This is a genomic window from Aromatoleum evansii, from assembly GCF_012910805.1.
Lineage (GTDB): Bacteria > Pseudomonadota > Gammaproteobacteria > Burkholderiales > Rhodocyclaceae > Aromatoleum > Aromatoleum evansii.
Genome location: NZ_WTVK01000216.1, coordinates 1 through 454 on the forward strand (window position 1 = coordinate 1; position 454 = coordinate 454).

Annotated in this window: 1 protein-coding gene; it reads right to left on the bottom strand. The window is 67.2% G+C overall.

The features are described from left to right. A partial coding sequence (locus GO615_RS27995) for a gamma-glutamyltransferase (protein WP_211167422.1) occupies positions 1 to 454 on the bottom strand: 454 nt, incomplete at both ends.

Sequence of the window (454 nt, forward strand, 5' to 3'; positions counted from 1 at the left end):
CTGCGCGATCGCGCGCAGCGTCTTGCCGAGCTCGGGCTGGCGGATCACGTCGCCGGCCACCGCCGGCTTGCCGTGCGGCAGCAGATAGCGCTCGGTGTTGGTGCCGTTCTTCAGCTTCTCGAAGCCGTTCTTCCAGTCGAACGCGATGCGCGGAGCGACGACATAGCCTTCTTCGGCGGCCTTGATCGCGGGCTGCAGCAGCCGGTCGAAGCCGAACCTGCCGTGATCCCTCAGGATCACATCCCAGGCGTCGATCGAGCCGGGAATGCTGACGGCATGCGCCGAGGTCAGCGGCACCGAATGGATCTTGCGTTCGAGGTACCAGTCGGCGGTCGCCGCCATCGGCGCCCGGCCGCTGCCATTGTAGGCCGTGATCTTGCCCTCGCCCTTCGGCTGGATCAGCGCAAAGCAGTCGCCGCCGATGCCGGTCGATTGCGGTTCGATGACGCCGAGC